Annotated in this window: 21 protein-coding genes; 13 read left to right on the top strand and 8 right to left on the bottom strand. The window is 73.7% G+C overall.

Going from position 1 to position 23,707, the window contains the following annotated elements; translation table 11 throughout:
- Window positions 1-10: 10 nt before the first annotated feature.
- The 3 genes from ACFYMU_RS09515 (at window position 11) to ACFYMU_RS09505 (ending at window position 5,207) form a co-directional block, all read left to right on the top strand.
- On the top strand, window positions 11-1,552 hold the full coding sequence (locus ACFYMU_RS09515) for an amino acid permease (protein ID WP_388370418.1): 1,542 nt from the start codon (window positions 11-13) through the stop codon (window positions 1,550-1,552).
- Window positions 1,553-1,810: 258 nt separating this feature from the next.
- The gene (locus tag ACFYMU_RS09510; RefSeq protein ID WP_388370416.1) at window positions 1,811-3,196 is read left to right on the top strand and encodes a peptidase C39 family protein; all 1,386 of its coding nucleotides are present in this window, start codon (window positions 1,811-1,813) and stop codon (window positions 3,194-3,196) included.
- Window positions 3,197-3,998: 802 nt separating this feature from the next.
- Window positions 3,999-5,207, top strand: a complete 1,209-nt coding sequence (locus ACFYMU_RS09505; protein ID WP_388370414.1) for an acyl-CoA dehydrogenase family protein — start codon at window positions 3,999-4,001, stop codon at window positions 5,205-5,207.
- Here the strand turns inward: ACFYMU_RS09505 and ACFYMU_RS09500 are convergent.
- The gene (locus ACFYMU_RS09500; protein WP_388370412.1) at window positions 5,170-5,433 is read right to left on the bottom strand and encodes a hypothetical protein; all 264 of its coding nucleotides are present in this window, start codon (window positions 5,431-5,433) and stop codon (window positions 5,170-5,172) included. The two genes, ACFYMU_RS09505 and ACFYMU_RS09500, sit on opposite strands and share 38 nt — an antisense overlap.
- Window positions 5,434-5,713: 280 nt before the next feature.
- A complete protein-coding gene (locus ACFYMU_RS09495) occupies window positions 5,714-6,139 on the bottom strand; it encodes a hypothetical protein (protein WP_388370409.1) in 426 nt (141 codons plus the stop codon).
- A 268-nt stretch (window positions 6,140-6,407) separates the two neighbouring features.
- Here ACFYMU_RS09495 and ACFYMU_RS09490 point away from each other — a divergent pair, with 268 nt between their 5' ends.
- The 4 genes from ACFYMU_RS09490 (at window position 6,408) to fxsA (ending at window position 10,656) form a co-directional block, all read left to right on the top strand.
- Window positions 6,408-6,848, top strand: a complete 441-nt coding sequence (locus ACFYMU_RS09490) for an Lrp/AsnC family transcriptional regulator (RefSeq protein WP_388370406.1) — start codon at window positions 6,408-6,410, stop codon at window positions 6,846-6,848.
- A gap of 47 nt (window positions 6,849-6,895) precedes the next feature.
- Window positions 6,896-8,521 carry an amidohydrolase gene (locus ACFYMU_RS09485; RefSeq protein ID WP_388370404.1) on the top strand — a complete coding sequence of 542 codons (1,626 nt, stop codon included), beginning with the start codon at window positions 6,896-6,898 and terminating at the stop codon, window positions 8,519-8,521.
- Window positions 8,522-9,119: 598 nt separating this feature from the next.
- Entirely contained in the window at window positions 9,120-9,914 is a 795-nt protein-coding gene (locus ACFYMU_RS09480; protein WP_388370401.1) for a polyprenol monophosphomannose synthase, read from the top strand.
- Window positions 9,915-10,077: 163 nt separating this feature from the next.
- Window positions 10,078-10,656 carry an FxsA family membrane protein gene (gene fxsA / locus ACFYMU_RS09475; RefSeq protein ID WP_388370399.1) on the top strand — a complete coding sequence of 193 codons (579 nt, stop codon included), beginning with the start codon at window positions 10,078-10,080 and terminating at the stop codon, window positions 10,654-10,656.
- Window positions 10,657-10,761: 105 nt separating this feature from the next.
- Here the strand turns inward: fxsA and ACFYMU_RS09470 are convergent, their stop codons facing one another.
- From ACFYMU_RS09470 to ACFYMU_RS09455, 4 genes are all read right to left on the bottom strand, one after another.
- Complete coding sequence (locus ACFYMU_RS09470; RefSeq protein ID WP_042173984.1) at window positions 10,762-11,136, bottom strand: RNA polymerase-binding protein RbpA; 375 nt, start codon at window positions 11,134-11,136, stop codon at window positions 10,762-10,764.
- Between the two features lie 267 nt (window positions 11,137-11,403).
- Window positions 11,404-12,753, bottom strand: a complete 1,350-nt coding sequence (locus ACFYMU_RS09465) for an MFS transporter (RefSeq protein ID WP_388370396.1) — start codon at window positions 12,751-12,753, stop codon at window positions 11,404-11,406.
- A gap of 43 nt (window positions 12,754-12,796) precedes the next feature.
- Complete coding sequence (locus ACFYMU_RS09460; protein ID WP_388370393.1) at window positions 12,797-13,564, bottom strand: glycerophosphodiester phosphodiesterase; 768 nt, start codon at window positions 13,562-13,564, stop codon at window positions 12,797-12,799.
- A complete protein-coding gene (locus tag ACFYMU_RS09455) occupies window positions 13,561-14,268 on the bottom strand; it encodes a YitT family protein (RefSeq protein ID WP_388370390.1) in 708 nt (235 codons plus the stop codon). Before ACFYMU_RS09455 ends, ACFYMU_RS09460 begins: the two co-directional genes overlap by 4 nt.
- A 64-nt stretch (window positions 14,269-14,332) precedes the next feature.
- Here ACFYMU_RS09455 and ACFYMU_RS09450 point away from each other — a divergent pair, with 64 nt between their 5' ends.
- Entirely contained in the window at window positions 14,333-15,832 is a 1,500-nt protein-coding gene (locus tag ACFYMU_RS09450) for a PLP-dependent aminotransferase family protein (RefSeq protein ID WP_388370388.1), read from the top strand.
- A gap of 1 nt (window position 15,833) precedes the next feature.
- Here ACFYMU_RS09450 and ACFYMU_RS09445 read toward each other — a convergent pair whose 3' ends face one another.
- Window positions 15,834-17,381: a hypothetical protein gene (locus ACFYMU_RS09445; RefSeq protein ID WP_388370385.1), complete on the bottom strand. Its 1,548-nt coding sequence runs from the start codon at window positions 17,379-17,381 to the stop codon at window positions 15,834-15,836.
- A 34-nt stretch (window positions 17,382-17,415) separates the two neighbouring features.
- Window positions 17,416-17,613: a hypothetical protein gene (locus ACFYMU_RS09440; RefSeq protein WP_388370383.1), complete on the bottom strand. Its 198-nt coding sequence runs from the start codon at window positions 17,611-17,613 to the stop codon at window positions 17,416-17,418.
- 336 nt (window positions 17,614-17,949) lie between these two features.
- Here ACFYMU_RS09440 and ACFYMU_RS09435 point away from each other — a divergent pair, with 336 nt between their 5' ends.
- The 5 genes from ACFYMU_RS09435 to ACFYMU_RS09415 all read left to right on the top strand — a co-directional run bounded on the left by ACFYMU_RS09435 (window position 17,950) and on the right by ACFYMU_RS09415 (window position 23,513).
- Window positions 17,950-18,342 (top strand): ankyrin repeat domain-containing protein, encoded by a 393-nt coding sequence (locus ACFYMU_RS09435; protein ID WP_388370380.1) that lies wholly within the window; start codon window positions 17,950-17,952, stop codon window positions 18,340-18,342.
- Window positions 18,343-18,642: 300 nt separating this feature from the next.
- A complete protein-coding gene (locus tag ACFYMU_RS09430; RefSeq protein ID WP_388370377.1) occupies window positions 18,643-20,061 on the top strand; it encodes a HEAT repeat domain-containing protein in 1,419 nt (472 codons plus the stop codon).
- A 139-nt stretch (window positions 20,062-20,200) separates the two neighbouring features.
- Complete coding sequence (locus ACFYMU_RS09425; RefSeq protein ID WP_388370375.1) at window positions 20,201-21,367, top strand: glycosyltransferase family 4 protein; 1,167 nt, start codon at window positions 20,201-20,203, stop codon at window positions 21,365-21,367.
- Window positions 21,367-22,662 carry a glycosyltransferase gene (locus ACFYMU_RS09420; protein ID WP_388370372.1) on the top strand — a complete coding sequence of 432 codons (1,296 nt, stop codon included), beginning with the start codon at window positions 21,367-21,369 and terminating at the stop codon, window positions 22,660-22,662. Before ACFYMU_RS09425 ends, ACFYMU_RS09420 begins: the two co-directional genes overlap by 1 nt.
- On the top strand, window positions 22,659-23,513 hold the full coding sequence (locus ACFYMU_RS09415; RefSeq protein WP_388370369.1) for an SGNH/GDSL hydrolase family protein: 855 nt from the start codon (window positions 22,659-22,661) through the stop codon (window positions 23,511-23,513). The genes ACFYMU_RS09420 and ACFYMU_RS09415 overlap by 4 nt, the downstream gene beginning before the upstream one ends.
- The last annotated feature ends 194 nt before the right edge of the window (window positions 23,514-23,707 follow it).

The raw sequence follows: 23,707 nt of genomic DNA, 5'->3' as shown, positions 1-23,707 counted from the left end.
AGGTCCGGCTGTGTCAGAACGCATGTCAGCGCCCCGTACGAGACGACGTGCGGGCCGGGATCCCGTCACGATCGACGACGACGCGACCCTGCACGCGATGGGTTATCCGCGAAAACTCACACGGCGGTTCCAGGCGTTCGACAATTTCGCCATATCCTTCACCATCATCAACATCCTCTCCGGAATTTTCTCGTCGTTCGGATTCGGCATGAATGCGGGCGGCCCGCGCATTCTCGTCTTCGGCTGGATCGGTGTCTCCGTCATGGTGCTGTTCATCGGCGCCGCGATGGCCGAAGTGGCCTCCGCCTATCCGACGAGCGGGGCCCTTTACTTCTCCGCGGGAAAGCTCGCCAAGCGGCATCAGGGCGCCTGGTCCTGGTACACGGGCTGGCTGAACTTCGTGGGACAGGTGGGCGGCACGGCGGCCACCGGATACGCGGCCGCCACGTTCATCCAGGCGTTCCTCGCGCTGCAGTGGCCCTCGTACGAGCCGACCGCGCACCAGACCGTGCTGATCACGGCGCTCGTCATCGTGATCCAGGGGCTGGCCAACACCTACACCGTGCGGCTCGTCGCCGTCCTCAACCGGATCTCTGTGTGGTGGCTGCTGATCGGGCTCGTGGTGATCGTCGGCGCGCTGGTGGCGGGGCCGGACGAACACCGGCCGGCGTCCTTCGTCACGCATTTCGCGAACAACACCGGCTTCACCAACGGACTGTACGGGGGCATGCTCGGCCTGCTCGTCACCAGCTGGACCTTCACCGGCTTCGACGGAAGCTTCCACATGTCCGAGGAGACGGTCCGGGCGACGGTCAACGCGCCCAGGGGCATCACCCGCTCCATCGGCTACTCCGCCGTCGCCGGACTGGTCCTCATGCTGGCCCTCGTCTACAGCATCGGCGACTACGGCAAGGTGGCGGGCTCCTCGGCGCCGCCCGTCCAGATCCTCATCGACGGTCTCGGGGTGGGCACGGCGAAGCTGCTGCTCCTGATCGTCATCGGCGCCATGCTCTTCTGCGGACTGGCCAACCTGACCAGCAACACCCGGCAGATCTTCGCCTTCTCCCGGGACGGTGCGATGCCCGGCTCCCGCTGGTGGCACACCGTCTCGCCCCGCACCCGCACGCCCGTCAAGGCGGTCTGGCTCGCCGTCGCCTGCTCGCTCGCCCTGGTGCTGCCCGGCTGGTGGTCCCACACCGCCTTCACCGCGATCGTGAGCGTCAACGTGGTGGGACTCTTCCTGGCCTACGCCGTGCCGATCTTCCTGCGGCTGCGGCTCGGCGCCGGCTTCCGGCCCGGCCCCTGGCACCTGGGACGCTGGAGCGCGCCCGTCGGTGTCGTGGCGGTCGGCTGGATCCTGCTCAGCAGCGTGCTGTTCATGCTGCCCCAGGCGTCGCCGATCACCGTCGACTCCTTCAACTACGCGCCCATCGCCCTGGCGGTGGTGCTCGTCGTCGCCACGGTGTGGTGGTTCGCCACCGCCCGGCGCCGCTTCCGGGGTCCGGTCAGCTACGGCCGCCCGGACGAGGTCGCCGCGATGGATCTGGTCTGACCGGGAGCGTGCCCCGTCCGTCCGTCCGGCGGGACGGCGGCCCGGGGCACGTCGGTCCCGGCGCGGGCCCGCGGGTGAGCGGGCCCGCGACCGGTGGCCGTGTCCGGCGGAGCCCACGTTCGTCACCAGTGGTCGAGACCATTATTGGTGGGCGCGCCGAGGGTGAAGGTGCTGGCAGAAGTCGCCGCGGAACGGCCATAGTTGGCGGGCACCATGCGTCTGAACAGCCGCTTCCGGACACCTGGGGGTCACCCACCGATGACCAGAGCCTCACAGCCGTCCCGCAGAACCATCCTCGCCACGGCCGTCGCCGCGGCCACGGCGGCCGGTGCCGCGGGCCGGGCGGCCGCGGCCACCCCGGCGGCCCCCGCGGCCCCGGCCACCCCGGCGGCCCCGCCGGCGACGTCGGGCCCGGTCCCCGTGGACAACCGCGCCTGGACCTCGTACACCGACTGGTGCGGTGGCACCGCCGAGGGCGCCCGTGCCGTCGCCGGGCTGCGCCCCGGTGTGGTGATCGCCGCTCCCGCCGGGCGCACCGACTACACCGACCCGCACACCGGTACGACCTCCACCTGGGAGTACGCCACCTGGACCTCGCCGGTGCACAGGCCGGCGGTGGCGTCCACGGAGGTGATCGCCTCCTGGAACGCGCACACCCCGGCCGGTACGTGGCTCCAGGTGGAGCTGGAGGGCACCTACTCCGACGGCACGGACACCCCCTGGTACGTCATGGGCCGCTGGGCGGCCGGCGACCAGGACATCCGGCGGACGTCCGTCGACGACCAGAGCGACGGCAAGAGCGACATCTGGACCGACACCTTCGCCGTCTCCGACCCCGCGTCGGGGCTCCGCCTGGTCTCGTACCGTCTGCGTCTGACCCTCTACCGCGCGCCCGGCACGCAGCTGACCCCGATGGTCTGGCGGCTCGGAGCCATGGCCTCCGACATCCCCGACCGGTTCACCGTCCCGGCCTCCACGCCCGGGCTCGCCCGGGAACTGGCCGTCCCGCGCTTCTCGCAGGAGATCCACAAGGGCCAGTACCCCCAGTACGACAACGGCGGCGAGGCGTGGTGCAGCCCGACCTCCTCGCAGATGATCATCGAGTACTGGGGCCGACGGCTCACCCGGGAGCAGCTGTCCTGGGTCGATCCGTCGTACGCCGACCCGCAGGTGTGCCACGCGGCCCGGTTCACCTACGACCACCAGTACCAGGGCTGCGGCAACTGGCCCTTCAACGCGGCGTACGCGGCGACCTTCCCCGATCTGCAGGGCGTGGTCACCCGGCTGTCCTCGCTCACCGACCTGGAGACGCTGATCGCGGCGGGTGTTCCGGCCATAACGTCCCAGTCCTTCCTGAAGGAGGAGCTGACGGGGGCCGGGTACGGCACCTCGGGCCATCTGATGACGGTGATCGGATTCACCGCCGAGGGCGACGTGATCGCCAACGACCCGGCCTCGCCCGGCGACGAGGCGGTGCGCCGCGTCTACCGGCGGCGCGAGTGGGAGAACATCTGGCTCAGGACCAAGCGGTACAACGCCTCCGGCAAGGTGGTCTCCGGCACGGGCGGCGTCTGCTACCTGTACTTCCCCGCCCACCTGATGCCGTGGCAGCGCAGGGCGCTGGCGGCGGTGGGCGTCCGCTGACGGCCCCGGGAACACGGCACCGACGGCGCGGCACCCGGGGGACCCGGGGCCGCGCCGTCGGTGTGACCGGGGCGGCCCGGGCAATTCCGGAACGGCTCCGCGTCATTCCGCAATACCGCCGATGTTCCTGTCGGCAGTCGGAGGCGTGGGCCGAAATCGAATGACGGTCAAGAGCGCGGCACGGAACGCCCCTGGCGCGCGGCATCGACCGCTCACGGGCGCGCCGTTCCGAACTCACCACCAATGGAAGGAAGTTATTCGCCGACACCTCGTGCGACGCGTCGTCGACGGATGGTAATCGCGCGTCATGCGCAGGGGCCGAAGGGCTGATCTGCTTCTTCGGATCCCAGCGCGGCCATTACCTCGCCCTTTTCGGGGATTCACCGTCGACGGCCGTCCGCGCCACACCGAGCACACGATCGCACCCGCCTGCGCGGCCCCGTCGGCCGCCCGTCGGCCCCTCGTCCGACTCCCTCCGCCGCGGCCCCGGGCGGCAGCCGCCCCGCGTCTCGTCCCGCGGGCGGACGCCCCCGGTCGGTCCCCGTCCCCGAGCGGGCAGGAGGGCCGAGCCCCATCATTCGAGATGTGGACCGGTTCCGGGGTACTGTGCCTTTCTTGAAGTAAGCGGTCGTTAACTGGTGACTCGGTGCCTCCGATCGGGCATACTCCAAGCGCCAGCCGCTGGTCAGCCGCGTCCGCGACCCGGAGCGGCGAGCATCGACAGGCCCCGTGAGACCCGGCGGAGCCGCCCCACCCAAGGCGCCAGTCCGCCGATATGCCCGAGAGGGAGGAGAGCGTCGCCATGCCCGACCGCGCCCCACAGCCGGTGGACCGTCAACTGCCCACGGAGGAGGCCCGGGACCTGATCTCCCTCGTCCGTGACATCGCGCAGCACGAGATCGCCCCGAAGGCGGCCGAGGAGGAGGACGCCGGGCGCTTCCCGCGCGACGTCTTCGGACTGCTCTCCGCATCAGGGCTGCTCGGCCTGCCCTACGACTCCGAGTACGGCGGTGGTGACCAGCCGTACGAGGTCTATCTGCAGGTCCTGGAGGAGTTGGCCGCCGCCCGCCTCACCGTGGGCCTCGGCGTCAGCGTCCACACCCTGGCCTGCCACGCCCTCGCCCACTACGGCACCAAGGAGCAGCAGGCCGAACATCTGCCCGCGATGCTCGGCGGCGGACTGCTGGGCGCCTACTGTCTGTCCGAGCCGGCGTCCGGATCGGACGCGGCGTCCCTGCGTACCAGGGCCGACCGCGCGGAGGGTGCCGCCCCTGGTGCGGGCGGCGGCGCGGGCGGCGGTGACTGGGTGATCAACGGGACCAAGGCGTGGATCACGCACGGCGGGGTCGCCGACTTCTACACCGTGATGGCACGCACCGCCGGGGAGGGCGCGCGAGGGATCACCGCCTTCCTGGTCCCCGGCGACGCCGAAGGGCTGGGCGGCGCGGTGCCCGAGAAGAAGATGGGCATGAAGGGCTCGCCGACCGCGCAGGTCCACTTCGACGGCGTGCGGGTGCCCGACGAGCGGCGCATCGGCGAGGAGGGCCAGGGCTTCGCGATCGCCCTGTCCGCGCTCGACTCGGGGCGCCTCGGTATCGCCGCCTGCGCTGTCGGAGTGGCCCAGGCCGCGCTCGACGAGGCCGTCGCGTACGCCACCGGACGGCAGCAGTTCGGGCGGCCGATCGCGGACTTCCAGGGGCTGCGCTTCATGCTCGCCGACATGGCGACGCAGATCGAGGCGGGCCGGGCGCTGTACCTGGCGGCGGCACGGCTGCGTGACGCCGGCAGGCCGTTCGCGAAGCAGGCGGCCATGGCGAAGCTGCACTGCACCGATGCGGCGATGAGGGTCACCACGGACGCCGTCCAGATACTCGGCGGATACGGCTACACCGCGGACTTCCCGGTCGAGCGCTACATGCGCGAAGCCAAGGTGCTGCAGATCGTCGAGGGGACGAATCAGATCCAGCGGATGGTCATCGCCCGTCACCTCGCTGGTCCCGAGTCGCGCTGAACGAGTCCCGGCCCGCCGCGAGCCGGGTCGGGCCGGCCGGGGGCGCCGCGAGCCGCACCCACTCCGGGTCGTGGCGTCCCGGCAGCGTGCGCCCGCGGTCGGCCCATGCCTTCATCAGCGCGCGGTAGATGGGCGGGTCCTGGGGCTGGGGCGGCGGGAGCGCCGCCGCCGGTGCCGGAACGAACACCCGTCGCCGGGGCCCGGCCGCCGAAAACATAGGGGTCATACCCGGGGAAACGCCGGGGCGAGGGCACAGGTCACCGGAGCCGGTAATCGAGCGTGAGTTCCCCGTCGGCCCGCAGGGGGCATGGCACACCGTGACCGGCCACGGGCTCGGTCTCGCGACGGCCATGGCGTCGGTGCCGCCGCTGTGCGCACGGCGGGGCCGCCGCGCCGTCCCGGCGGGTGCGGGCGTGCGGGTCGTGCGCCACGACGGCGTGCGGTCGTGGCGCGGGGGCAGATGCTGCGGGGCGGGCGAGGACGCCCGGAGAGCGGTGCGTGAGGTGTCAGGCGGCCTGGCGCCGCATCGCCGGCATCCGCATCGGGCGCGAGCCCGGGCCGCCGACGTGGGAGAACGGCTGCATGCGCCAGTCGAGCCCCTGGGGAAGGGTCAGCAGAAGGGCCGTCTGCTGCCCCTGCGGCTCCACCGCCTCGTCCGCGGGCCGGGCGTCGCCCGCCGCGCGTCCCGTGCCGGCGCAGACCGTGAGACCGAACGGGTTCCACGGGGAGGCGCACAGCGCGTGCTCGGGCAGGACCTCCTCGTCCGCCAGCAGCGCGATGGGCTGCGCGCAGTCCGGGCAGACCACCCGGTACATCTCGAAGGTGTCGTACGCGTCGAACTCCTCGTCCGGTTCGACGCCCTCCGGCTCGGGCTCGACGAGGGGCCGCTGCCGCTTGGACACGGAACGACCGGGGCGCTTCAGACTCTGCATTGGGATTCTCCCCCTCGGGCTGGGCCGACAAGGCGCTGTGGCGTCGACCACAGCAAGCACTTCCCGTCCCGTCCCGACGGTAATCACGAGATCATCACGCGGCCCGCCCGTGGACTGTGGTGTTCGTCACATGCCGCCCGCAGGTGCCGGGCACGGCGCATTTGTCCCACGGACGGCTCACGGACAGCCCTTTGCCAGATCACGAAGCGGGCATGACCTGCGCCGCTGAGGTGTCGGAGGGATCAAGCGCCCTGTAGGTTCTAACGCCATGGAGGAGCTGGACCGACAGATCGTGCAGCTGCTCGTCAAGGACGGGCGGATGAGCTACACCGACCTGGGCAAGGCCACTGGCCTGTCCACGTCGGCCGTGCACCAGCGGGTGCGCCGGCTGGAGCAGCGCGGCGTCATCCGCGGGTACGCCGCGGTCGTCGACCCGGAGGCCGTCGGGCTGCCGATGACCGCCTTCATCTCCGTGAAGCCGTTCGACCCCAGCGCACCCGACGACATCGCGGAGCGGCTCGCCGGCGTGCCGGAGATCGAGGCGTGCCACAGCGTCGCGGGCGAGGAGAACTACATCCTCAAGGTCCGCGTGGCCACGCCCCACGAGCTGGAGGAGCTGCTGGCGCGCGTACGGACGCTCGCCGGGGTGTCGACGCGCACCACCGTCGTGCTGTCGACGCCGTACGAGGCGCGGCCGCCCCGCATCTGACGGACCTGCGTACCGGCCGGCCCCGGCGAGGCGCGAGACTGTTCCCCATGAACGAGCGCACCGCCCCCTCGCAGACCGTCCTGCTGCGCCGAGGAGAAGTCCACAGCCCCGCAGACCCCTTCGCGACCGCCATGGTCGTCGAGCGGGGGCAGGTTGCCTGGGTCGGCTCCGAAGGGGCCGCCGACGCCTTCGCGGACGGCGTCGACGAGGTCGTCGACCTGCACGGCGCGCTCGTCACCCCGGCGTTCACCGACGCTCATGTGCACACCACCGCCACCGGTCTCGCGCTCACCGGCCTCGATCTGTCGGGCGCGCCCTCCCTGGCGGCCGCCCTCGCCCGCGTCCGCGACTTCGCGGCGGCCCGCCCGGACGACCGCGTCCTGCTCGGCCACGGCTGGGACGCGGCCCGCTGGCCCGAACGGCGGGCGCCGCGGCGGGACGAGCTGGACGAGGCCACCGGTGGCCGCCCGCTCTACCTCAGCCGTATCGACGTCCACTCGGCCGTCGGCACCACCGCCCTGCTGGCCCTGGTGCCGGACGTGCGGGGCATGGCCGGCTTCGCGGAGGACGAGCCGCTCACCCGGGACGCGCACCACGCGGTGCGGGCGGCCGCCTTCGCCGCGATCGGCCCCGCCCAGCGGGCCGCCGCCCAGCGTGCGGCCCTCGCCCGCGCCGCGGCCCTCGGCATCGGGTCCGTCCACGAGTGCGGGGGCCCGGAGATCTCCTCGGAGGAGGACTTCACCGCGCTGCTGCGCCTCGCCGCCGGGGAGCCCGGGCCCCGTGTCGTCGGCTACTGGGCCGAGCGGGGCGAGGAGGGCGTCGCCCGGGCCCGGGACCTGGGCGCGCTCGGTGCCGCGGGGGACCTCTTCGTCGACGGTGCGCTGGGCTCGCACACCGCCTGCCTGCACCGGCCGTACGACGACGCCGGGCACACCGGCACCGCGTACCTGGACGCGGCCGAGGTCACCGCGCATGTCGTCGCCTGCACGGAGGCCGGGCTGCAGGCGGGCTTCCACGCCATCGGCGACGCCGCTGTGACCGCCGTGGTGGAGGGGGTCCGTGCCGCCGCCGAGAAGCTCGGCCCGGGGCGCGTCCGCGCCGCCCGCCACCGGGTGGAGCACGCCGAGATGCTCACCCCCGAGACCGTCGCGGCCTTCGCCGAACTCGGCCTGACCGCGTCCGTCCAGCCCGCCTTCGACGCGCTGTGGGGCGGCGAGGACGGCATGTACGCCCAGCGCCTGGGCGCCGGGCGGGCCCGCACGCTGAACCCGTTCGCGGCCCTGCTGCGGGCCGGCGTCCCGCTCGCCTTCGGCTCCGACAGCCCCGTCACCCCGCTGGATCCATGGGGCACGGTCCGTGCGGCGGCCTTCCACCGCACGCCCGAGCACCGGGTGTCGGTGCGGGCCGCGTTCACCGCCCACACGCGTGGCGGCTGGCGGGCCGTCGGCCGCGACGACGCGGGTGTGCTGGTGCCCGGCGCGCCGGCGGACTACGCGGTGTGGCGCACCGGTGAACTCCTCGTCCAGGCCCCCGACGACCGGGTCGCCCGCTGGTCGACCGACCCCCGCTCGGGCACCCCCGGACTGCCCGATCTGACCCCGGGTTCCGAGCCGCCGGTCTGCCTGCGCACCGTGGTGCACGGCCGGACGGTGTTCGTACGGCCGGGCGAGTGATCTCCCGGGGTGGCGCGGGGCCGGACGCCCGCCGTCCCGCCGTCGCGCGACCTGCGTATCCTCTGCCCTGACCAGGGCGTTACTGGAAGAACCGCAGGTCGAACGACTGTTGACAGTAAGGCGCGGAGGGCCGGTAGGTTCGGCGGCGTCCACCACCGGACGTCCGACCGGGGAACCTCCGCGCAGTCGCCTCGGCGCCGCTGGGTCAGGGGTCGTGTGCCGCACCGGCGCATCGCCACTGGGAGCCAGGCTCAGCGCCCGCGTCACGGCGAGGACCGTTCCGGGTGGTCTGGTCGGCAGGGTGTGACCCGGGTGGGGCCCGGACGTTCAGTAGACAACGGCTTTCGGTCGACCCGCAGCCAGCGGGTGCCAGGTCGGCCCGAAGGGCGCCGGGCCCCCATCCGCAGCAGGAGCCGGGCGGCAGCGCGCACCCGCCCCGATCCACGGCGGACGAGGGCTGCCGGATCCGCGGGATGCGGGAACCAGCACTTTTACCCGACTCATGTGTAATCGACACCACCACACGAATGCGCTGTCGCGTCGGTGCAGGCCGTGGCCACTATGGTGGTCCCCTGCGTACGGAGATGAAGGGGCAGCAGTGAACGACGGCGACGGGACCCTCGCGGCAGGAGCCCAGGGGAGGCAGTTCGGTCCGCTCGGCACCGCCTTGGTGATCATTCCGACCTACAACGAGGTGGAGAACATCAGCGCGATCGTCGGCCGGGTGCGGTCGGCCGTGCCCGAGGCGCACATCCTCGTGGCCGACGACAACAGCCCCGACGGCACCGGCAAGCTCGCGGACGAGCTGGCGGCCGAGGACGACCACGTCCACGTACTGCACCGCAGGGGCAAGGAGGGCCTGGGCGCCGCGTACCTGGCGGGCTTCCGCTGGGGCCTGGAGCACGACTACGGCGTCCTGGTCGAAATGGACGCCGACGGCTCCCACCAGCCCGAGGAACTGCCGCGCCTGCTGACCGCGCTCAAGGGTGCCGACCTGGTGCTCGGCTCCCGCTGGGTGCCCGGCGGGCGGGTCGTGAACTGGCCCAAGAGCCGCGAGTTCATCTCCCGCGGCGGCAGTCTGTACTCGCGCCTCGCCCTCGACCTGCCGCTGCGCGACATCACCGGCGGCTACCGCGCCTTCCGCCGCGAGACCCTCGAGGGCCTCGGGCTCGAGCAGGTCGCCTCGCAGGGGTACTGCTTCCAGGTCGACCTCGCCCGTCGCGCGGTCAAGGCCGGGTACCACGTGGTGGAGGTGCCCATCACCTTCGTCGAGCGGGAGCTGGGCGACTCCAAGATGAGCCGGGACATCCTCGTCGAGGCGTTGTGGCGGGTCACGGCGTGGGGCGTGGGGGAGCGCGTCGCCAAGGTCACGGGACGCGGCAAGTCCTCCTGAGCCGAGCGGCCGGCGACGGCGCACGGCGCGCCACGGCCCACGTCAACCGGACGCCGCGTCGCGCCGTCGCTCGTTCGGGGGCACGGGCGGGGCTCCAGGGGGCGCGGAAAGCGGCCGAACGTCCCTTATCCCGCGCTGAGCCCGGCCCAGGCACACTGGGAGCATGACGACTGGCGCACCGACCTCTCCGTACCCCGCCCGGCCGCGGCGTTCCCGGCTGCGCACGTTTCTGGCGCCGGCCGTCGCGGCGTGGCTGGTGCTGGAGATCTGGCTGCTCACGGTGGTGGCGGGGGCGGCCGGCGGGGTCACGGTGTTCCTGCTGCTCGTCGCCGGTTTCGTGCTCGGCTCCGTGGTGGTCGGGCGGGCCGGGCGCCGTGCCTTCCGCAGCCTCGGCGAGACGCTGCAGGCCCGGCAGCCCCAGGCGGCGCCGAGCGGCGGCAACGGCAGCGGCAACGGACCGATGATGCTCGGGGGCCTGCTCCTGATGCTGCCGGGACTGATCTCCGACGCGGCGGGCCTGCTGCTCCTGCTCCCGCCGGTCCAGAAGACGGTGCGCGGGTACGCCGAGCGCACGATCGACCGCAGGCTCGGCTCGGCGCCCTTCGGCAGCTTCGCCAGCGCCTTCCAGCAGGCCCGCATGCACCGTCCCGACGGCAAGGTCGTCCAGGGCGAGGTCATCCGGGACGACGCGCCCGGCACCGACGGAACCGGACAAGGCCCGCTCCCCCCGCTGATGCGCTGATCGACGGCGAACGCTGATCGACGGCAAACAGGGGCGCCGCACGTCACCATGACGTGCGGCGCCCCTGTCGTCCGGCGTGCGTGGTGCCCGCCACCCCTGCCGGGGTCACGCGGACTTGCGGCTGTCCCTCGGATGCACCGCGATGTTCATCGCGCCGGAACGGAGAACGGCGAGACGCTCCTCGAGGACCTCTTCGAGCTCCTCACGGGTGCGCCGCTCCATCAGCATGTCCCAGTGCGTGCGCGCGGGCTTGGCCTTCTTCTCCTCGGGGCCGTTGCCGTCCACCAGAAGTGCCTGGGCGCCGCAGACCTTGCACTCCCACTCCGGCGGGATCTCCGCCTCGACCGAGAAGGGCATCTCGAAGCGGTGCCCCTTCTCGCATGCGTACTCCACGGCCTGGCGCGGGGCCAGGTCGATGCCGCGGTCCGTCTCGTAGCTGGTCACCACGAGGCGCGTGCCGCGAAGAGCTCGCTCACTCATGAATCGTGCCTCCCGGGCTTGTCGCCCACAGGACAGGTGTCGCTGTCGTCGTCATCCGGTCAACGTCCGGTCGGCGGTAAAGATTCCCGTTCCGAGTCCCGTTCCGGGTCGTGCGTCGCCGTCGTAGCCGCCCCTTGTTGTACCCACCGGCGCCCGGTTTGTCACATCTGCTAGCAGATGTCACCCAGCGTTTCGGCTCCATTGCCGCGCAGTAACGGTACGCCTGGCAGGCCAAACGCGTACACTACAGCCTTTTCCCGCGGAGCGTTAAATCGTTTCGGGGACCGGATTGCCCGCGTCGCGCACCGCCCGCCGCACCGGGACCCGTGCCAGCAGCACGAACCCGACCGCGAAGAACGCCACCAGCGAGATGATCGCGTCCCGGTAGCTGCCGGTCAGCTGATAGGTGAGACCGAACAGCAGCGGCCCCAGCCAGCTCATGCCCCGGTCGCTCATCTCGTACGCCGAGAAGTACTCGGCCTCCTTGCCGGGCGGCACGAGATGCGAGAAGAGGGAGCGCGACAGGGCCTGGCTGCCGCCGAGGACCAGTCCGATACCGGCGGCGAGGACGAAGAACCACACCGGCGCGCCCGCGGGCAGGAAGTAGCCGGCCGCGAGCGTCAGGGCCCAGGCGACGAGCGAGCCGAGGACGGTGCGCTTGGCGCCGTAGGTCCGGGCCAGCCGGCCCATGCCCAGCGCGCCGCCCACCGCCAGCACCTGCACCAGCAGCACGGCGGCGATCAGCGTGGACTGGCTCAGGCCCAGTTCCTCGGAGCCGTACACCGACGCCTGCGAGATCACCGTCTGGATGCCGTCGTTGTAGACGAGGTACGCCAGCAGGAAGGCGAGGGTCAGGGGCGTGCCGCGCATGTCCCGGACCGTGGCCGCCAGCTGCCGCCAGCCGTGCGCCGCGGGGGCTGCGGACGACGGCACCCGCCGGTCGCGCAGCCGCCTGAGGGGGACGAGGGTGAAGGTACCCCACCAGACGCCGGCCGAGGCCAGGCAGATGCGCACGGCCGTCGTCTCGGACACCCCGAAGGAGTCGTGCGCGGTGAACAGGACCAGGTTCGCGACCAGGACCGCGGAGCCGGCGGCGTAACCGAAGGCCCAGCCGCGCGAGGAGACCGCGTCGCGCTCCTCGGGCGGGGCGATCTGCGGCAGGTAGGAGTTGTAGATCACCATCGAGACGGCCACCGACGCGTTCGCGACGATCAGCAGCAGTCCGCCGAGCAGATAGCGCTCGCCGGCCAGGAAGAACATGCCCGCGGTGGCCGCGGCGCCCAGATAGGCGCTCAGCGCGAGCAGGGGCTTTTTACGGCCGCTGCGGTCGGCAGCCGAGCCCGCGAGCGGCATGACGATCACCGCCAGGACGACGGAGGCGGAGACGCAGTAGGCGAAGAAGGACCCCGCGCGGACGGGGATCCCCAGTGGGTGCACATAACCGTCCGCGTCCGCCGCCGCCTTGGCCACCGACGTCAGATACGGGCCGAGGAACACGGTCAGCACGCTCGTCGAATAGACGGAGCAGGCCCAGTCGTAGAAGTACCAGCCGCGCTGTTCGCGCCGCCGCTCGGCGGCCTCGTCGGCTGCCGCTGTCAGCACGGTGTCGGTGCCCACCCGCGCCCTCGCTTCCCCGTGGAACGTGATTGCGCGGGGGCGTTCAGACCCAGGTGCCCCGGTCCTCGAGGACCTTGCGCAGCGTGTCGATGTGATCGGTCATGATGCCATCCACGCCGAGGTCCAGGAGCCGGTGCATGTGAGCGGCCTCGTTGACCGTCCATACGTGCACCTGCAGCCCGCCGGCGTGGGCCGCGCGCACGAAGCGGTGGTCGACCACGGGGATGCCCGACTGGGCCACGGGGACCTGGGCGGCGACCGCCGAGCGGCGCAGTGCCGCCGGTATGCCCCAGGAGCGCAACCGCAGGCCCAGCACACCGCGCGTGCCGTACGACGTCGCCAGGCGCGGTCCGGCCAGCCGCTGGGCGCGCACCACACGCGCCTCGGAGAACGAGCCGACGCAGACGCGCCCCCAGGCGTTCGCGCGCTCGATCAGGTCGAGCAGGGGACGCAGCGCGGGCTCCGCCTTGATGTCCACGTTCCAGCGGACCTCGGGGAACTCCTCGAGCAACTCCTCGAAGAGAGGCACCGGTTCGCTGCCCGCCACGCGCGCGTGCCGCACGTCCGTCCAGGGCAGGTCGGCGATCCGGCCCGCCCCGTCCGTCACCCGGTCCAAGGTCGCGTCGTGGAACGCCACCAGCCTCCCGTCGGCCGTGGCGTGCACGTCCGTCTCGATGTAGCGGTAGCCCGCCGCCACCGCGCGCCGGAACTGGGCCGCGGTGTTCTCCAGGCCGTCCGCCGCCCCGCCCCGGTGGGCGAACGCGATCGGGCCGGGGTGGTCGAGATAGGGGTGGCGCGGAAGCGAGGTCACCGCGGCAGTATGGCCTGCTCCGGTTGCCCGGCGGCAACGACCGTGCTGCGTCCCGGTGCCGGGGGAACGGCGAACACGCGCAGGAAGAACTGGGCGAGCGGGCCGATGGACAGCGCGTACAGGACGGTGCCGACACCGACGGTGCCGCCGAGGGCGAAGCCGGTGGCGACGACGGCGACCTCCACGGCCGTGCGGATCAGCCGGATCGAGCGTCCCGTGCGCCGGTGCAGCCCGGTCATCAGGCCGTCCCGCGGTCCCGGGCCGAGGTTCGCCGCGATGTAGAGCCCGGTCGCCACACCGTTGAGCACGATGCCGGCCAGGAGCAGGAACGTCCGCAGGACCAGGGGGCGGACGTCGGGCAGGACGGCCAGGGCGGCGTCCATGGCGACCCCGATCACGAGGACGTTGGAGACGGTGCCGAGGCCGGGGCGCTGGCGCAGCGGGATCCACAGCAGCAGCACACTCGCGCCCACGATCGTCAGCACCACGCCCATGCTCAGGCCGGTGAGCTCGGACAGGCCCTGGTGCAGCACGTTCCAGGGCTCCAGGCCCAGGCCCGCCTCCACCAGCAGGGCGGAGCTCGCGCCGTAGAGCACGAGGCCCGCGTACAACTGGACGAGGCGCCGCCCCAGCCGTCGGCCCGACGTGGACGCGTCAAATGGCAGCACGACATACCCCCCTGTGGTGGTCCTGGACTGATGCATGTCACTCTGTGGCTTGGAAAGAGAAGCCATCCATGGCCAATTCGGGGAAGGTGGACTGGGAATCATGGCGCAGTGGACCTCGGCAGTGGGTGCGGCACAGCTCGCCCGGCTGCTCAGCTCCCAGCAGGACCGCCCCGCGGGCCCGGGCTCCCGCCGCCCGCCCGCCTATCGCGCCCTCGCCGACGGCATCCGGCTGCTCGTCCTGGAGGGGCGCGTGCCGGTCGCGGCCCGGCTGCCCGCCGAGCGGGAGCTGGCGCTCGCCCTGTCGGTGAGCCGTACGACGGTGGCGGCCGCGTACGAGGCGCTGCGCACCGAGGGTTTCCTGGAGTCACGCCGCGGCGCGGGCAGTTGGACCGCGGTGCCGGCCGGGAACCCGCTTCCGGCGCGCGGACTCGAACCCCTCCCGCCCGAGGCGCTCGGCTCGATGATCGACCTGGGCTGCGCGGCCCTGCCCGCACCCGAGCCCTGGCTCACCCGTGCCGTACAGGGGGCCCTGGAGGAGCTGCCGCCGTACGCGCACACGCACGGCGACTATCCGGCGGGCCTGCCCGCACTGCGCTCCATGCTCGCCGACCGCTACACGGCGCGGGGCATCCCGACGATGCCCGAACAGATCATGGTGACCACGGGTGCCATGGGCGCGATGGACGCGATCTGCCATCTCTTCGCCGGGCGCGGCGAACGCATCGCGGTCGAGTCGCCGTCGTACGCCAACATCCTCCAGCTGATGAGGGAGGCGGGCGCCCGGCTGGTGCCGGTGGCCATGTCCGACGGGCTCGGCGGCTGGGACCTGGACCGGTGGCGTCAGGTGCTGCGCGAGGCGGCGCCGCGGCTTGCCTACGTGGTCGCGGACTTCCACAACCCCACGGGCGCGCTGGCCGACGAGGACCAGCGCCGCCGCCTCGTGGACGCGGCCCGCTCCGCCGGGACGGTCCTGGTCGTCGACGAGACGATGAGCGAGCTGTGCCTGGAGGAGGGCCTGGAGATGCCGCGGCCGGTGTGCGGCTTCGACGCGGCGGGCTCCACGGTCATCACGGTCGGCTCGGCGAGCAAGGCGTTCTGGGCGGGCATGCGCATCGGCTGGGTGCGCGCCGCCCCCGATGTGATCCGCAGTCTGGTCGCGGCCCGCGCCTACGCCGACCTGGGCACCCCCGTGGTGGAACAGCTCGCCGTGAACTGGCTGCTGAGCACGGGCGGTTGGGAACAGGCGGTGGACCTGCGGCGCGCGCAGGCCCGTGAGAACCGGGACGCGCTGGTCGCCGCGGTGCGCGCCGCGCTGCCGACGTGGGAGTTCTCGGTGCCGCAGGGCGGCCTGACGCTGTGGGTGCGCGCGGGCGGGCTGTCCGGCTCCCGTCTCGCGGAGGCGGGGGAACGGGTCGGCGTCCGGGTGCCGTCGGGACCGCGCTTCGGTGTGGACGGTGCCTTCGAGGGGTATGTGCGGCTGCCGTTCACGGTGGGCGGCGCGGTGGCGGAGGAGGCGGCGGCGCGCCTGGCGGCCGCGGTCCGTCTGGTGGAGACGGGCGGGTCCGGACCGGGCGACGCGCCGCGCACCTTCGTCGCCTGATTCAGCCGTCCCCGGCGGCCGCCGCCACCGCCTCGACGGGCGTGTTGCGCCGGGGCAGCAGCTCCAGTACCGCCTGCCGGTGGTCGTCGCTGGTCGCGTCGTCGTACGGGTCCGGGGTCGCCGGCACCTGCAGGCGGTGGACCGGGCCCGAGCCCAGGCGGGCGTAGCCGCGGCCGGGCGGGATGTCCTGGGCGGGCGTGGTGTGCGGCGGGGCGCCGAGCACGGCCTCCAGCTCGTCCGGGGACGCCGCGCCGAGCACCACGCGCGCGCGGGTGTACTGCCGGACCGCCGGGGACAGGCCGTCCAGGCCGTCGAACTGCTCGGCGACCACGACCGTGACGTTCGCCGCGCGCCCGTGCCGCAGGGGCACCTGCAGCAGCGTCTGCGGGTCCTCGCGCCCGTCGGCCGCGGCCAGGTGGCCGAGCGCGCCCGGCCGGTCCAGCAGGATCCACAGCGGGCGCCTCACGTCGTCCGGCGGGGGCTGCCCCGCCTGCCGTGCGCGATGGGCGGCGATCAGCCGCCGCTCGGTCTCACGGGTCGCCCACTCCAGGCTCGCGACGGCCCCGGTGAGTCCGCATTCCACGGCCAGCACGCCGTCCCGGCCCGTCAGACACGCGTACTCGCCGGCGTCGCCGCCCTCGACGATCAGGACGTCGCCGTGCTGCAGCGCCTGGAGGGCGACGGAGCGCACCAGCGTCGTCGTGCCGCTGCCGGGCCCGCCGACGATCAGCAGATGCGGCTCGGTGGAGCGCGGGCCCGTGCGCCACACCACCGGCGGCACGTCGCGCCGCTCCTCGCCGTGCGCGAGGGGGAGCGTGCGCCGGACGACGGTCGGGTCGGTGAAGCCGAGCACCGTCTCGCCCGGGGAGGTCACGAAGCGCTGTGCGGCGATGTCGGTGGGCAGGGGCGGCAGCACGGTGAGCGTCAACTGGTTGCCCTCCTCGTCCCAGCCGAAGTGGTACTCCCGGCCCCGGCCGGACTTGGCGTGCAGGAGGTGCTCGATGCGGGCCCGCGCCTCGGCCTCGCCGTCCGTGAAGTAGGCGGGGTAGCGGACGAGGAGGCGGGAGACGCGGCCGCTCTCGTCGAACTCGTACGACGGGAAGGCGTGCGTCCAGTCCCCGCCGTGCGCGTACAGCGGGGCCGGGTCCTCGGCCGTCGAGAAGTACGGCACGAGGGCCTCGTACAGCGAGCGCAGGCGCTTGGTCTGCGATTCGTCCGGGCCCTTGGGCGCCGGCTGTCTCCGGCCGCGGCCCTTCCAGGCCGCCGCCGCCATGAGCGCGATGCCGGCGAGCAGCGGCCCGTAGGGCACCAGGGCCACCACCAGGAGCACCGAGGCGACCAGGAAGAGGAAGGGGCCCCGCCTGTCCTTCGGTGTGTCGGCCCAGGTGCGCCGCCCGGCTTCCGTCAGCAGGCGCAGTCCGCGGGTGACCGTGAGCACCGGCTGGAGGACGTCGGTGGCGCCGTGGGCTGCCGTCCGGGCCAGCTCCCGGCTGCGGGCGATGTGTGCGCTGCCGGTGCTCAGGATGCGGGGGAGGGGGCGGGGGGCCACGGTGTTCTCCTGGTGCTGCGTGCGGAGGGGCGGGTCAGAAGTTGAGCCCGCCCAGGAGACCCGCGAGGCTCGCGCCGCCGGCCTTGATGCCCGGGGCGACGGCGGTGCTCGACAGGTAGAAGCCGAAGAGGGCGCTGACCGCCGCGTGCGAACCCTTGAGCCCGTGCTTGCGGGACAACAGGACGACGACGACGCCGAGAACAAGGACGCCCGACATGTTCAGAACTGGCATTTTCTCTCTCCTGGTTCGTGGGGACGGTCACCATGAGTCCTTCCAGGCTCACAGAATGTATCCATACGATAAAAGGTGCAACAGGGTGAAATTCCACCGTTTTCCCTCGGCCGGCCGAGCTGTCCCGTGTTCCCGTGCGGGTCCATTGCGCTCGTACGGCGCACCTGTGATCCTTGCCGCGCGCGGTGCGGCCGATGTGCCGTGGAAGCCAGTACGCTGGCGATTCACCCGTACGGCGTCACCGCTCGCCGCCGTGCGTACGCGTGTACGACCTTCCCGCGGGCCGTCGTGCGCTCCCGCAGTCCCCAGCAGTCGCAGTGAGAGGCGGTCCGGCCGATGAGTGAAGCCCCCGACCCCGAGGTCGTGGAGCTGGCCACCAAGATCTTCGATCTGGCGCGCCGAGGCGAGACCGAGGCGCTCATCGCGTACGTCGACGCCGGCGTGCCGGCCAACCTCACCAACGACCGCGGCGACTCCCTCGTGATGCTCGCCGCCTACCACGGCCACGCCGATGCCGTCCGCGCCCTGCTGGAACGCGGCGGGGCGGCCGACCGGGCCAACGACCAGGGTCAGACACCGCTCGCCGGCGCGGTCTTCAAGGGTGAGCTCGAGGTCATCCGGGCCCTGCTGGACGGTGGCGCCGACCCGGCCGCGGGCACGCCCTCGGCCGTGGACACCGCACGCATGTTCGGGAGGGCGGACTTGCTCGAACTGTTCGGCGCACCCTGATGCGACCGTTCTGACCGGCGAGAACACCGACAACGGGGGAGGCGGTACGGGGCCGCCCGAAATAAGGTCGCGGCAGCGCAAGACGCCGAGTCATCATGACGTCGTGGTTCACGGACGCGATGGCTGGGCAGGTGTTGCCGCACCGCGCGGACCGTGATGCGGCCCGCAGGGCCACCGACGAGAGGCAGAGGAAGATGGTCTACAGCAAGCAAGAGACGGCGGGCGCCCCGACGTGTTGTCACGCGGCCAGGTAATCCGTGGTCCCCGGTCGCGTCGACGCTTGATGTGAGGCTGTTTCCCATGTTCGAACCGGTCATAGCGCCCAGCGGTACGCTGCTCGGCCTCCTCCAGAGGGGCCGCGGCGACGGCACGCTGCACGCACTCACCGCACCGCGCGCCGAGGCGCTCGCGGCCCTCAACCACTGCGTGCTGCGCGACCCCCGCCACGACTGGCAGGTGGAGAACCGCTCCCTGTACTACGCCCGGCTCTATCTCGACCTGCACGGCGAGCTGGACGAGATCGAGGCGCACCTCTTCGGCGCGGAGGACGTCCTCGACACCGAGGAGTGCCGCACCGGGCTCGCCCTCGCCGTCCTCGGGCACCTCGCCTCGTACGGCAGGCACGACGCGCTCGAACTGCTGCGCAGGTACGCGTCCGTCGGCACCAACTGGGCGTGGGCCCTGGACGAGCTGGCGCTGCGCGACGACGACGCGGGTCTGCGCGCCCTCGCCGCGCCCGTCCTGGCCCGCTTCCCCGCCGATGCCGAAGGGGAGGCCGAGCTCGCCGCCGCCGTGCGGGACGCCTTCGAACCACGGCCCTGGCGGCTGTGGGCCGACGACCCGCGCGAGTCCGTCGCCACCCGCGTGCGCGCCGCCCAGGAGGCCGGGTCCTTCGACCGGTGGCAGCGGCAGCTGCGCCCGCAGGGACCCCGGCCCGGGTGGAGCGTGCAGGCCGTCTTCGATTGGGCCCAGCAGGGCATCGAACGCGGCGCCGCGCTCCATGTGCCCGCCGCCCGCTGCCTCAGCGCCGTCGCGGGCCCCGAGGACCGGCCGCAGATCATCGAGGCCGCCCGCTCCGGCAGCGACGGAGCCCGTTGCACCGCCCTGCGCCACCTGGCCGACGGCAACGACCCCGCCGCCCTCGACCTCATCGAGGGCGCGGTGTCCACCGGGTCCGCCGCCGTCGCCGACGCGGCCGTGGACGCCCTCGAACGGATGCGGAGCGTCGCCGCCGTCGACCGGGCGCGCGGCTGGGCCCGCCGGCCCGACGCCCTGGGCGCCGCCGCCGGGCGCCTGCTCGCCTGCCGGGGCGGCGCCCAGGACAGCGACCTGGTGCTCGCGGCCCTGCGGGAGGCGGTACGGGGCGAGGGCCCCGACGCGCTGACCCTGTGGACCCTCGTCGACGGCACCGGACGGCTCGGCATCGCCTGCGCCGCACCGGTCCTGCGCCATGTCTACCGCGAGACCGCCTCGTCCCACCTCCGTGGCCGCGCCGCCCGCGCCCTGGCCGCCACCGACCCCTCCTTCCCCGCCGGATTCGCCGTCGAATGCCTGTGGGACTGCGAGGAATCCACCCGCGAGATCGCCGCACGGCACGCCGAGACCGGGGACGTCCGCGTCGTCGAGCAGCTGCGCCGGCTCGCCGCGGATCCGGCCGAGGAGGCCGAGGTCCAGACCGCCGTACGCAGCCGGATAGGGCCCGACATGCCGGCCGTGTGAACGCGGGATGACCCGGGCGTCAGGAGCGTGTGGACGCGGGCCGGCCTGCGCGGTCGCACAGCCCAACGCTCATGGGACGTTCCCCGGCCGGAAAGATCGACGTTGACGCGCCCACGTCCGGTGCGGCGAGAACACGGGTATGCGTGTCGTCATCGTGACCGAATCCTTTCCCCCCGATGTGAACGGCGTGGCCCACTGCGCGCTCCAGACCGCCCGGCACCTCGTCGATCGCGGTCACGCTCCCCTCGTCGTCGCCCCCGCCTCCCCCGGATTCGCGGCGCCGCTCGACCAGAGAGCGGCCCCCGCGGCCGGAACCGGGCCCGACGCCCTCGCGCCGTGCCCCGTCGTCCGCGTCCCCTCCCTTCCGCTCCCCGGCTACCCCCAGGTGCGCGTCGCGCTCCCCAGCCGGCGCGTCGCCGCGGCCATCGGCGAACACCGCGCCGACATCGTGCACCTGGCCAGTCCCTTCGTCCTCGGCGTCCGGGGCATGTCAGCCGCCGCCCGGCTCGGCCTGCCGGCCGTCGCCGTCTACCAGACAGACCTGGCCGGATACGCCCGCACCTACATGGGCGCCGGCGAGGCGGCGGCCTGGCGGCGGATCCGCTCCGTGCACGCCGCCGCCGACCGTACCCTCGCGCCCTCCAGCGCGGCCCTGCGCGACCTGGAGGCACACGGCGTGCCCCGGGTGCGGCTGTGGCCGCGCGGCGTGGACACCGCCCGTTTCCGTCCCGCCCTGCGGGACGAGTCGCTGCGCCGCGACCTCGCCCCGGACGGTGAGCTGATCGTCGGCTACGTCGGCCGGCTCGCCCCCGAGAAGCATGTCGAACTCCTCGCCGGCACCTGCGGACTGGACGGCGTGCGCGTCGTCGTCGTGGGTGACGGGCCGAGCGATACCGCCCTGCGCGGCGCCCTGCCCGGGGCCGCCTTCCTGGGCCGCCGCACGGGCGACGACCTCGCCAGGATCTTCGCCTCGCTGGACGTCTTCGTGCACACCGGCCCCTTCGAGACGTTCTGCCAGACCGTGCAGGAGGCCATGGCCAGCGGTGTGCCGGTCGTCGCGCCCGCGGTGGGCGGACCGCTCGACCTGGTGGACCACGGGCGCACCGGGCTGCTCGTGCCGCCGGGCGACCCGGCCGCCGTACGGGAGGCGGTGCGCTCCCTGGCCGCCGACCCGGCGCTGCGCGCGGCCTACGGTGCCGCGGGACGCGCCACCGTCGAGGGCCGCACCTGGGCTGCCGTCGGGGACCAGCTCATCGAGCACTACGGCGATGTGCTCGCCGCACGCAGGACGGCGGTGGCGGTGTGATGCCGGCGTCCGGCCACGACACCGCGGGTGCCGCCACCGGGCGCCCCGCCGGCCGTCTGCGGATCGTGCGGCTCGCGAACTTCGTGACGCCCGCCTCCGGCGGACTGCGCACGGCGCTGCGTGAGCTGGGCAAGGGCTTCAAGGAGGCCGGCCACGAACCGGTGCTCGTCGTGCCCGGCGAGCACCACACCGACCGCGAGACCGAGCAGGGCCGCGTCATCACCCTGCCCGGGCCCCTGCTGCCGGGCACCGGCGGCTACCGCGTCCTCGTCGACAAGCGGCGTGTCGCCGCCCTCCTAGAGGAGCTGGGCCCCGACCGCCTGGAGGTCTCCGACCGGACCACGCTGCGTTGGACCGGGAAGTGGGCGCGGCGCGCCCGTGTCCCCGCCGTCATGGTCTCCCACGAGACCGCCGACGGTGTGCTGCGCACGTGGGGTCTGTCCGAGAACCTCTCCCGGCGGGCCGCCGACGCCCTCAACACCCGGACGGCACACACCTACGCGCGCGTCGTGTGCACCACCGAGTTCGCCGAGCGCGAGTTCGTGCGGATCGGCGCGCGCAACGTCGTACGGGCGCCGCTGGGCGTCGACCTGGAACAGCGGCACCCCGGGCTGCGGGATCCGGGACTGCGGGACGGGTACGTGCGCGGTGCCGGGGCGCTGCTCGTCATGTGTTCCCGCCTCTCCGTGGAGAAGCGGCCGGGCACGGCCCTGGACACCCTGGAGGCGCTGCTGCGGCGCGGGCGGCGTGCCGTGCTGGTCGTCGCCGGGGACGGGCCGCTGCGGCCCCGGCTCGAACAGCGGGTGCGCGAGCGGGGCCTGCCCGTCACCTTCCTCGGCCACGTCGGCGACCGGGACCTGCTCGGCGCGCTGCAGGCGTCGGCCGATGTGTGCCTGGCCCCCGGGCCCGCCGAGACGTTCGGGCTGGCCGCCCTGGAGGCGATGGCCTGCGGCACGCCCGTGGTGGCCAGCGCGTCCTCCGCGCTGCCCGAGGTGATCGGCTCGGCCGGGGCGACCGCTGCCGACGACGGCGACGCCTTCGCGGACGCGGTGGACCTGCTCCTGCAGCGGCCCGCGGACGAGCGCCGGGAGACGGCACGCGCGCGTGCCGAGTGCTTCGGATGGCGGACCGCGGTGGAGGCGTTCCTCACGGCGCACGACGCGCCGTCGAGCGCCCTGCCGTCGGGCGCCCTGCCGTCGGGCGTCGCGCGGCCGGGTGCCGCGTCGCCGGGTGTCGTGACCCCGGCGGCGGGGGACGCAGGCGTGCGTGGCGCGGCCCGGGAGGGCATCCGATGAGACCCGTGCGGTTCGTCGCGCTCGGGGACTCGCTGACGGAAGGCGTGGGCGATCCCGTCGGGGACGGCTGGCGGGGGTGGGCCGCGCTCCTCGCCGAGGGGCTCGCCCCCGCGGACGCCCCGGCGGAGTTCACCAACCTCGCCGTCAGCGGCGCCCAGACCCGGGACGTCCTGGAGCGGCAGACCCCGGCGGCGCTCGCCCTGCGCCCCGACGTGGTCTCCGTCGTCATCGGCGTCAACGACACCCTGCGCTGCACCTTCGACATCCACGCCGTCGCCGCCCGGCTCGACGAGGTGTACGCGGCCTTCCGGGCCCAGGGCGCCGTACTGCTGACGGCCTGTCTGCCCGACCCGGGGACGATGCTCCGTCTGCCGGGGGCGCTGGCGCGTCCGCTGGCCCGCCGTCAACGGGCCGTGAACACGGTCGTGCACGCGCTGTCCGAGCGGTACGGGGCGCTGCACCTGCACGCCGCGGACGGCGCGTGGATCGCCGACCGCGCCATGTGGAGCGCGGACCGGTTGCACCCGGGGGAGAGCGGGCACCGGCAGCTCGCGCTCCGGTTCCACGCGCTGCTCGCCGGAGCGGGACTCGCGGCCGGCACCGCGCCCTGCGCGGAGCCCGGGTCGCCCCCGCCCGGCCGCTCGGCCGGCCTGTGGTGGCTGGCCACCGCCGGCACCGGCTGGGTGGCGCGGCGCTGCACCGACCTGCTGCCGCAGCTGCTCACCCTGGCCGCCGCCGAGGTGCGGCACAGGGCCGGGGGGACCAGCGCCCGACTGGACCTCAGCGCCTCCCACGCGGTGGCGTCCGCGCTGGCCGCGCTGTCGGTGGCGGAGCGGCCCGACCCGGCGTGAGCGGGGGCGGCCGGGGTGCTGTGGGCGGGGGCGGTCGGACCTGGCGTGGGCGGGGGCGGTCGGGGTGCTGTGGGCGGGAGCGGCCGGACGCGGCGTGGGCGGGAGTGGTCGGGGTGCTGTGGGCGGGAGCGGCCGGACCTGGCGTGGGCGGGAGTGGTCGGGGTGCTGTGGGCGGGGGCGGCCGGACGCGGCGT

The organism is Streptomyces sp. NPDC007264 (genome assembly GCF_042869095.1).
In the GTDB taxonomy this organism is placed as follows: Bacteria; Actinomycetota; Actinomycetes; order Streptomycetales; family Streptomycetaceae; genus Streptomyces.
The sequence above is the reverse complement of the archived record's forward strand: the minus strand, read 5'-3'. Positions and strand labels throughout refer to the sequence as shown.

Coding starts and splice junctions, on each gene's coding strand:
- ACFYMU_RS09450 (WP_388370388.1), top strand. CDS start 14,333: ATGGCGCAGTGGACCTCGGCAGTGGGTGCGGCACAGCTCGCCCGGCTG.
- ACFYMU_RS09510 (WP_388370416.1), top strand. CDS start 1,811: ATGACCAGAGCCTCACAGCCGTCCCGCAGAACCATCCTCGCCACGGCC.
- ACFYMU_RS09490 (WP_388370406.1), top strand. CDS start 6,408: ATGGAGGAGCTGGACCGACAGATCGTGCAGCTGCTCGTCAAGGACGGG.
- ACFYMU_RS09415 (WP_388370369.1), top strand. CDS start 22,659: ATGAGACCCGTGCGGTTCGTCGCGCTCGGGGACTCGCTGACGGAAGGC.
- fxsA (WP_388370399.1), top strand. CDS start 10,078: ATGACGACTGGCGCACCGACCTCTCCGTACCCCGCCCGGCCGCGGCGT.
- ACFYMU_RS09495 (WP_388370409.1), bottom strand. CDS start 6,139: ATGCAGAGTCTGAAGCGCCCCGGTCGTTCCGTGTCCAAGCGGCAGCGG.
- ACFYMU_RS09425 (WP_388370375.1), top strand. CDS start 20,201: ATGCGTGTCGTCATCGTGACCGAATCCTTTCCCCCCGATGTGAACGGC.
- ACFYMU_RS09430 (WP_388370377.1), top strand. CDS start 18,643: ATGTTCGAACCGGTCATAGCGCCCAGCGGTACGCTGCTCGGCCTCCTC.
- ACFYMU_RS09470 (WP_042173984.1), bottom strand. CDS start 11,136: ATGAGTGAGCGAGCTCTTCGCGGCACGCGCCTCGTGGTGACCAGCTAC.
- ACFYMU_RS09505 (WP_388370414.1), top strand. CDS start 3,999: ATGCCCGACCGCGCCCCACAGCCGGTGGACCGTCAACTGCCCACGGAG.
- ACFYMU_RS09455 (WP_388370390.1), bottom strand. CDS start 14,268: ATGCATCAGTCCAGGACCACCACAGGGGGGTATGTCGTGCTGCCATTT.
- ACFYMU_RS09500 (WP_388370412.1), bottom strand. CDS start 5,433: ATGACCCCTATGTTTTCGGCGGCCGGGCCCCGGCGACGGGTGTTCGTT.
- ACFYMU_RS09485 (WP_388370404.1), top strand. CDS start 6,896: ATGAACGAGCGCACCGCCCCCTCGCAGACCGTCCTGCTGCGCCGAGGA.
- ACFYMU_RS09435 (WP_388370380.1), top strand. CDS start 17,950: ATGAGTGAAGCCCCCGACCCCGAGGTCGTGGAGCTGGCCACCAAGATC.
- ACFYMU_RS09420 (WP_388370372.1), top strand. CDS start 21,367: ATGCCGGCGTCCGGCCACGACACCGCGGGTGCCGCCACCGGGCGCCCC.
- ACFYMU_RS09440 (WP_388370383.1), bottom strand. CDS start 17,613: ATGCCAGTTCTGAACATGTCGGGCGTCCTTGTTCTCGGCGTCGTCGTC.